This window comes from Neisseria mucosa (assembly GCF_013267835.1).
Taxonomy (GTDB): Bacteria; Pseudomonadota; Gammaproteobacteria; order Burkholderiales; family Neisseriaceae; genus Neisseria.
This window is the reverse complement of the sequence record NZ_CP053939.1, coordinates 25,171-33,642: the sequence shown is the minus strand read 5'-3', so window position 1 is coordinate 33,642 and position 8,472 is coordinate 25,171. Positions and strand designations below refer to the sequence as shown.

General features: G+C 48.9%; 4 protein-coding genes and 1 pseudogene. 1 reads left to right on the top strand and 4 read right to left on the bottom strand.

Annotation, left to right across the window (positions count from 1 at the left end):
• Positions 1-50: 50 nt before the first annotated feature.
• Positions 51-671 carry an L-threonylcarbamoyladenylate synthase gene (locus tag FOC66_RS00180; protein WP_003748466.1) on the bottom strand — a complete coding sequence of 207 codons (621 nt, stop codon included), beginning with the start codon at positions 669-671 and terminating at the stop codon, positions 51-53.
• Positions 672-869: 198 nt separating this feature from the next.
• On the opposite strand from FOC66_RS00180, the gene dusA reads away from it, so the two are divergent.
• Positions 870-1,874 (top strand): tRNA dihydrouridine(20/20a) synthase DusA, encoded by a 1,005-nt coding sequence (gene dusA / locus FOC66_RS00175; RefSeq protein ID WP_003748464.1) that lies wholly within the window; start codon positions 870-872, stop codon positions 1,872-1,874.
• A 237-nt stretch (positions 1,875-2,111) separates the two neighbouring features.
• Here dusA and FOC66_RS10625 read toward each other — a convergent pair whose 3' ends face one another.
• From FOC66_RS10625 to FOC66_RS10795, 3 genes and pseudogenes are all read right to left on the bottom strand, one after another.
• Positions 2,112-4,442 (bottom strand): YadA family autotransporter adhesin, encoded by a 2,331-nt coding sequence (locus FOC66_RS10625; protein WP_217268428.1) that lies wholly within the window; start codon positions 4,440-4,442, stop codon positions 2,112-2,114.
• A 102-nt stretch (positions 4,443-4,544) separates the two neighbouring features.
• Positions 4,545-5,705: pseudogene (locus FOC66_RS10855) on the bottom strand (hypothetical protein); the annotation flags it as partial.
• A 23-nt stretch (positions 5,706-5,728) separates the two neighbouring features.
• Positions 5,729-8,143, bottom strand: coding sequence for an ESPR-type extended signal peptide-containing protein (locus FOC66_RS10795; RefSeq protein ID WP_217268427.1), 2,415 nt, complete (start codon positions 8,141-8,143; stop codon positions 5,729-5,731).
• Between the last annotated feature and the right edge of the window lie 329 nt (positions 8,144-8,472).

Below are 8,472 nucleotides of genomic sequence, written 5' to 3'. Positions count from 1 at the left end.
ACATCATAGAAAGAATACGCATATCCTTACTTATACAAACGCGGATGGTTTTACAAACCGAATACGGCAATATCGCCCTTGCCTTGACGAATCAGCTCGGTGCCATCGGTCATATCGATAACCGTCGTCGGCTCAGTACCGCACCAGCCGCCATCAATAACCAAATCAACAGCATGCTCAAGACGGTCTCGAATTTCGTATGGATCGGTCAATGGCTCTTCGTCTTCGGGCAGCATAAGGGTACAACTTAAAATAGGTTCGCCCAATTCTTGCAAAAGTGCCAAGGCAGTAGCGTTATCAGGAACACGCAGGCCGATGGTTTTGCGCTTGGGGTGAAGCGTACGATTGGGTACTTCTTTGGTTGCCTGCAGGATAAAGGTGTAGCTTCCGGGCGTAGCTGCTTTGAGCTGGCGGAATTGGGCATTATCTACTTTGGCGTAAGTACCCAATTCGCTCAAATCGGCACACATCAGAGTCAAATGGTGTTTTTGATCGATTTTGCGAATCGTGAGTATGCGCTCCATCGCGGTTTTATCGCCAAGTTTGCAACCCAGCGCATAGCAGGAATCCGTAGGGTAAACGATAACGCCGCCACTGCGGACAATATCGGCGGCTTGCTTAATGAGGCGGTCTTGGGGGTTATCGGGATGGATGGCGAAAAATTGTGCCATGTTTTTTTCCTTATCATTCTAATGGTTTGTTGTTTGATATTTTAAAACTTATTTGGCCGTCTGAATATTGGATTTCCACCACCATGAATAGATTTAGCCTCAGCTACAACACCTTAGATATCATTTTGATTTACTGCTAATATCGAAAGTCAATTTGATACACTATATAATGCGTTATTTTGTTTGAAAGCCATCTCAATGTCTGCTTCTTCCCTACCTTCCCGCCGCTTGTCTGTTGCCCCCATGCTCGATTGGACAGACAGACACTATCGCTTTATGGCGCGACAAATTACACGCAATGCCTGGCTTTATAGCGAAATGGTCAATTCAGGCGCGGTGGTTTATGGAGATAAAGACCGTTTTTTAAGTTTCAACGAAGGCGAGCAACCGGTAGCTTTACAGCTTGGCGGTTCAGATCCGCATGACTTGGCAATCGCCGCTAAAGCAGCTGAGGCGTATGGCTATAATGAAGTCAACCTAAATTGCGGTTGCCCCAGCCCACGCGTTCAAAAAGGCGCTTTCGGCGCTTGCCTGATGAATGATGTAGATTTGGTGGCAGATTGTTTGAATGCGATGCAGGATGCAGTTGAAATTCCGGTAACGGTCAAACACCGCATTGGTGTAGACAGACAGACAGAATATCAAGTCGTGGCAGATTTTGTGGGAGCACTTCGCGAAAAAACAGCCTGCCGCACATTTATCGTCCATGCACGTAATGCTTGGCTGGACGGTTTATCCCCGAAAGAAAACCGCGAAGTTCCGCCACTCAAATATGAATACATATATCGCTTAAAACAAGATTTTCCCGACTTGGAAATTTTGATTAACGGCGGCATCACCACCAACGAAGAAATCGCCGAACACTTAAAATTTGTCGATGGCGTCATGATCGGGCGCGAGGCTTATCACAATCCAATGCTGATGCGTGATTGGGATGCACTGTTTTACAACGACGCACACGCACCAATCCAATACGCAGATTTAGCGGCTTGGCTATACGCATACAGTCGCGAACAAATCGCTTCAGGACGCGGCACCATCCTGCGCCACATCGTCCGCCACGCACTAGGCTTAATGCACGGCCTAAAAAATGCCCGCACTTGGCGCCGTATGCTCTCAGATGCTACTTTGCTGAAAGACAACGACGGCAGCCTGATTCTAGACGCATGGAAAGAAGTCGAACGCGCAAATATTTGGGATTAATGGCATATAGTGCGAATAAAAGAAAGGCCGTCTGAAGCATCCAATGATGTTTCAGACGGCCTTTTGAATTGCAACAGACTGCTAAAGATATATTCATTTATCTTTGGCTACTGTCCTGATTAATTCATCAAATAAATTCAAAACATAATCTAAGCATAAAAAAATGCGGCCTAAATAGGCCGCATTTACTTTGCTTCGTCTTTTCAGACGGCCTTTTCAGGCCGTCTGAAAGTCAGATTACCATTGGTAACCAACTGCTGCAGTAGCACCGAAGTGACCACGTGAGTTGCCGGAAGCAGTACCTTTGATGATCCAGTTACCACCATCGGAGATGCTAGAGAAGCCGACAGCGTAACCGGTTTCACCGCGGTAGTGACCGCCACCGATAGCCAACATGCTCTTACCTGGCAAGTAAGCTTGTGGCAGACCGGCAGTAGCCAAGGCTTGAGCCACACCTGCGCGGGCGTTGTTGTCAACCTTGTTCACATTGCTGTTCACATCGCCGAATTTTTGGTTCAGCTGGTCAACGTTAACCGCATCGGTACCGTTTTTACCTGGAGCAACATTTTTAATAGTAGTGTTGCCGGCATCGATACCACCTTGGTTGATGGTTACAGGACCTGCTTTCAGTTCGTTAGTAGTAACACTGTTAACGGTCAGATCAGGGTTCAAGCTGACTTTCAGCGCATCGCCGTCTTTCTTAACGAAGATGTTTTGAACTTCTTTCTCTGAAGTCTTACCGGTTGCTTTGTCGAATACTTGAACTTTAGTACCCGCATCACCTTTAATCTGAATAGTGTTATTCAGTGGTTTGGTGATTTCAGCACTGTCCTCATCACGCAGACCGAACTTGCCATCAGCATCTTTACCGTCTTTACCATCTCTAATGATGGTAGTAGTGGTATTACCGTTACCGTCTTTGATGGTTACAGTATGTTCGCCTTTGCCTGTAGTTTCAACTTTAGCTTCAGCGTTCTTACCGTCTTCACCTTTAGCACCGGTAGCGCCAGTTGCACCGTCTTTAACGATGGTGGTAGTGGTTTTACCTTCGCCATCAGTAATGGTTACAGTATGAGTACCATCTTTGTTGTCTTCAACAACAGCTTTGGCATTCTTACCGTCTTTAACGATAGTGGTGGTGGTTTCACCGTCACCATCAGTAATGGTTACAGTATGAGTGCCATCTTTGTTGTCTTTAACAGCAGCTTTGGCATTCTTACCATCTTCACCTTTAGCGCCAGTAGCACCGGTATCACCTTTGTCACCTTTATCGCCTTGGACGCCTTTATCGCCTGGGTCACCTTTGTCACCTTTAGGACCGGTTGCACCGTCTTTAACGACAGTAGTAGTGGTGTTACCGTTACCGTCTTTGATGGTTACAGTATGAGTACCGTCGCCGTTGTCTTTAACGTCGGCTTCAGCGTTCTTACCGTCGGCACCAGTGTCACCTTTGGCACCAGTTGCACCGTCTTTAACGATGGTAGTAGTGGTATTACCGTTACCGTCTTTGATGGTTACAGTGTGAGTACCGTCGCCGTTGTCTTTAACGTCGGCTTCAGCATTCTTACCGTCGGCACCAGTAGCACCATCTTTAACGATAGTAGTAGTAGTTTTACCGTCACCGTCAACGATGGTCACTGTATGAGTACCGTCACCATTGTCTTTAACATCAGCTTTGGCATTCTTACCATCGGCACCAGTTGCACCCGTATTACCGGCTTCACCTTTAGCACCAGTTGCACCGTCTTTAACGATGGTAGTAGTGGTGTTACCGTTACCGTCTTTGATGGTTACAGTGTGAGTACCGTCGCCGTTGTCTTTAACTTCGGCTTCAGCGTTCTTACCGTCTTTAACGATAGTGGTAGTAGTTTTACCGTCACCGTCAACGATGGTCACTGTATGAGTACCGTCGCCATTGTCTTTCACATCAGCTTTGGCATTCTTACCATCGGCACCAGTTGCACCAGTATTACCGGCTTCACCTTTGGCACCAGTTGCACCGTCTTTAACGATGGTAGTAGTGGTGTTACCGTTACCGTCTTTGATGGTTACAGTATGAGTACCGTCGCCGTTGTCTTTAACTTCGGCTTCAGCGTTCTTACCGTCTTTAACGATAGTGGTAGTAGTTTTACCATCACCGTCAACGATGGTCACTGTATGAGTACCGTCGCCATTGTCTTTCACATCAGCTTTGGCATTCTTACCATCGGCACCAGTTGCACCAGTATTACCGGCTTCACCTTTGGCACCAGTTGCACCGTCTTTAACGATGGTAGTAGTGGTGTTACCGTTACCGTCTTTGATGGTTACAGTGTGGGTACCGTCGCCGTTGTCTTTAACTTCGGCTTCAGCGTTCTTACCGTCGGCACCAGTTGCGCCAGTTGCGCCGGTATCGCCTTTGGCACCAGTTGCACCGTCTTTAACAACAGTAGTAGTAGTGTTACCGTTACCGTCTTTGATGGTTACAGTATGAGTACCGTCGCCGTTGTCTTTAACTTCGGCTTCAGCGTTCTTACCGTCTTTAACGATAGTGGTAGTAGTTTTACCATCACCGTCAACGATGGTCACTGTATGAGTACCGTCGCCATTGTCTTTAACATCAGCTTTGGCATTCTTACCATCGGCACCAGTTGCACCGTCTTTAACGATGGTAGTAGTGGTGTTACCGTTACCGTCTTTGATGGTTACAGTGTGGGTACCGTCGCCGTTGTCTTTAACGTCGGCTTCAGCGTTCTTACCGTCGGCACCAGTGTCACCTTTGGCACCAGTTGCACCGTCTTTAACGATGGTAGTAGTGGTGTTACCGTTACCGTCTTTGATGGTTACAGTGTGGGTACCGTCGCCGTTGTCTTTAACGTCGGCTTCAGCGTTCTTACCGTCGGCACCAGTGTCACCTTTGGCACCAGTTGCACCGTCTTTAACGATGGTAGTAGTGGTGTTACCGTTACCGTCTTTGATGGTTACAGTGTGGGTACCGTCGCCGTTGTCTTTAACGTCGGCTTCAGCGTTCTTACCGTCTGCACCGGTTGCACCAGTTGCGCCGGTATCGCCTTTGGCACCAGTTGCACCGTCTTTAACGATGGTAGTAGTAGTGTTACCGTTACCGTCTTTGATGGTTACAGTATGAGTACCGTCGCCGTTGTCTTTAACGTCGGCTTCAGCGTTCTTACCGTCGGCACCAGTGTCACCTTTAGCACCAGTTGCACCGTCTTTAACGATGGTAGTAGTGGTGTTACCGTTACCGTCTTTGATGGTTACAGTGTGAGTACCGTCGCCGTTGTCTTTAACGTCGGCTTCAGCGTTCTTACCATCTGCACCAGTGTCACCTTTGGCACCAGTTGCACCATCTTTAATGATGGTAGTAGTGGTGTTACCGTTACCGTCTTTGATGGTTACAGTATGAGTACCGTCGCCGTTGTCTTTAACGTCAGCTTCAGCGTTCTTACCGTCGGCACCGGTTGCACCAGTTGCGCCGGTATCACCTTTGGCACCAGTTGCACCGTCTTTAACGATGGTAGTAGTGGTGTTACCGTTACCGTCTTTGATGGTTACAGTATGAGTGCCGTTACCGTTGTCTTTAACGTCGGCTTCAGCGTTCTTACCATCTGCACCGGTTGCACCAGTTGCGCCGGTATCACCTTTGGCACCAGTTGCACCGTCTTTAATGATGGTAGTAGTGGTGTTACCGTTACCGTCTTTGATGGTTACAGTGTGGGTACCGTCGCCGTTGTCTTTAACGTCGGCTTCAGCGTTCTTACCATCTACACCGTCTTTACCATCTTTAACGATAGTAGTAGTGACTGAACCGGTCTCAAGATCAGTAATAGTGATTGTATGGGTACCGTCACCATTATCTACAACTTCACCTGTGATGCTGCCACCTTTTTCACCAGTATCACCTTTAGCGCCGGTGTCACCTTTTTCACCTTTGTCGCCGGTTGCGCCAGTTGCGCCAGTTGCGCCGGTATCACCTTTTTCACCTTTGTCGCCGGTTGCGCCAGTTGCGCCGGTGTCACCTTTTTCACCTTTGTCGCCGGTTGCGCCAGTTGCGCCGGTGTCACCTTTTTCACCTTTGTCGCCGGTTGCGCCAGTTGCGCCGGTGTCACCTTTTTCACCTTTGTCGCCGGTTGCGCCAGTTGCGCCGGTGTCACCTTTTTCACCTTTGTCGCCGGTTGCGCCAGTTGCGCCGGTTCACCTTTTTCACCTTTGTCGCCGGTTGCGCCAGTTGCGCCGGTATCACCTTTTTCACCTTTGTCGCCGGTTGCGCCAGTAGCGCCGGTATCACCTTTTTCACCTTTGTCGCCGGTTGCGCCAGTAGCGCCGGTATCACCTTTTTCACCTTTGTCGCCGGTTGCGCCAGTAGCGCCGGTATCACCTTTTTCACCTTTGTCGCCGGTTGCGCCAGTTGCGCCGGTATCACCTTTTTCACCTTTGTCGCCGGTTGCGCCAGTTGCGCCGGTATCACCTTTTTCACCTTTGTCGCCGGTTGCGCCAGTTGCGCCGGTATCACCTTTTTCACCTTTGTCGCCGGTTGCGCCAGTTGCGCCGGTATCACCTTTTTCACCTTTGTCGCCGGTTGCGCCAGTTGCGCCGGTGTCACCTTTTTCACCTTTGTCGCCGGTTGCGCCAGTTGCGCCGGTGTCACCTTTTTCACCTTTGTCGCCGGTTGCGCCAGTTGCGCCGGTGTCACCTTTTTCACCTTTGTCGCCGGTTGCGCCAGTTGCGCCGGTGTCACCTTTTTCACCTTTGTCGCCGGTTGCGCCAGTTGCGCCGGTGTCACCTTTTTCACCTTTGTCGCCGGTTGCGCCAGTTGCGCCAGTTGCGCCGGTATCACCTTTTTCACCTTTGTCGCCGGTTGCCAGAGCTTTAGAGCGCTCACCGATGGCTGTTGCTACGATACCGGTTGCTTGAGCTTCTGTACCGATTGCCATTGCCGAACCGGCATTATTTACTACGCCGTCGCCATCAGCGCCAGTAGAAGTACCGTCAGCTGTAGCAGCATGACCTACGGCAACGTCAGCAGCTTGCTTAGCAGTTGCACCGTTACCTTGAGCGATAGAGTTATTGCCAGCAGCTTTAGATTGAGTACCCAAAGCGATAGAGTTGTTACCGATTGCTTTAGCAGCAGTACCTGCTTTATTACCCAGAGTACCATCCATCGCACCGCCAATAGCTACAGAATTTTCACCTGTTGCTTGAGCGGATGCACCACCAGCAAATGAGCCTGTGCCATTAGCTTGAGACAATACGCCGATAGCGGTACCACGGTTAGCAGTTGATTCAGCATAAGCACCGATACCAATTGCGTTATCGCCTCTAGAAACTGTTTTAGTACCGACAGCAATGGAGTTATTGTTAGACGCAGTGGCAGTTTGACCCACAGCAATAGAGTTAGACTCAGCAGCAGTAGCGTTAGAACCTACAGCAACTGCAGCTTCTTTATTGGCTTGCGCATATGGACCAACTGCAACTGTCAGATTACCTTCTGCTTTTGTATATGAACCAACGCCGACAGCTTGAACACCTGACGCATTTGAGCTGGTACCCATTGCCATCGCATGGTCTTTACTTGCTACAGTATCTTTACCGACAGCAATAGTATTGGTCCAAGCACCATGAGCGTTATTACCAATAGCGATAGAATCTTGTTTTTCGGCGTTTGCATGCGTACCTACAGCAACTGCAGCAGCATTTGCATTGGAGTTATCACCAATAGCTGTTGCAAATTGTGCACCAGCATTTGCACGGTTACCGAATGCACTTGCGGAGTCTTGAGTAGCAGTTGCACGGTTACCTACTGCAGTCGCACGAATTTGAGTTGCTTGGGCTACATTACCGATTGCAACAGAAGCTTCACCACTTGCAACAGAGCTTACACCCATTGCAGTCGATGCACCGCCGGTTGCGATATTGTTATTACCTACTGCCAATGCTGCGTTTGCAGTCGCAGTATTGTTAGCACCGTAAGCGATAGTGCCATCTTGACTGCTGGCAGTATTTTGATAACCCACTACAACAGAGTTGACACCAACGTTTCTGTTAGAACCGTTGTAAGTGCCATCAGGAGTGATGTTTACTGCGCTACCTCCCAATCTTACATCGGCCTCTGCTCCGCTAGATGCCATCAAAGCACCTGCTGCAACCACTGCAGCAGCTACGGCTTTACGCTTGTCAGAAGCGGATTTTTTGCCGTGTGCATGGCTGATCTCGGAAACCGCGGTCCATGTCTGGGTCGCGTGGTTCCAAATGACTTTAAAGACTTTATTCATATCGATTTTCCTGTAAGGGGTTTGATTTCTTTTGGGACGTGTTGCTCGGCTGTAAACCGCCTGTCCACACATTTGCCGCATTTCAGAGTCTCCCCTTTATGCGGTTTCATGCCGTAATCTCCTGTATGCAATTCCCGTGCCAAAAGTCTCCACTCGGCCGAATAGCAGCTAAAAGCCTGTTTTATGGGATTTTATGCTGATACATTTTGGGAAGCTTGTGAAGTTTGGGAAACGATGTGCCGTTTTTTGTCAGCTTGTTTCTTAACAAGTCACTTTTTGTCAGCTTCTATCAATGCATTCGGAATCCTTGTCCAAATTTTATATGCGTT

What these genes read in the sequence shown, in the direction of transcription:
- FOC66_RS10795 (WP_217268427.1), bottom strand. Translation starts at nt 8,143, where the DNA reads ATGAATAAAGTCTTTAAAGTCATTTGGAACCACGCGACCCAGACATGG.
- dusA (WP_003748464.1), top strand. Translation starts at nt 870, where the DNA reads ATGTCTGCTTCTTCCCTACCTTCCCGCCGCTTGTCTGTTGCCCCCATG.
- FOC66_RS00180 (WP_003748466.1), bottom strand. Translation starts at nt 671, where the DNA reads ATGGCACAATTTTTCGCCATCCATCCCGATAACCCCCAAGACCGCCTC.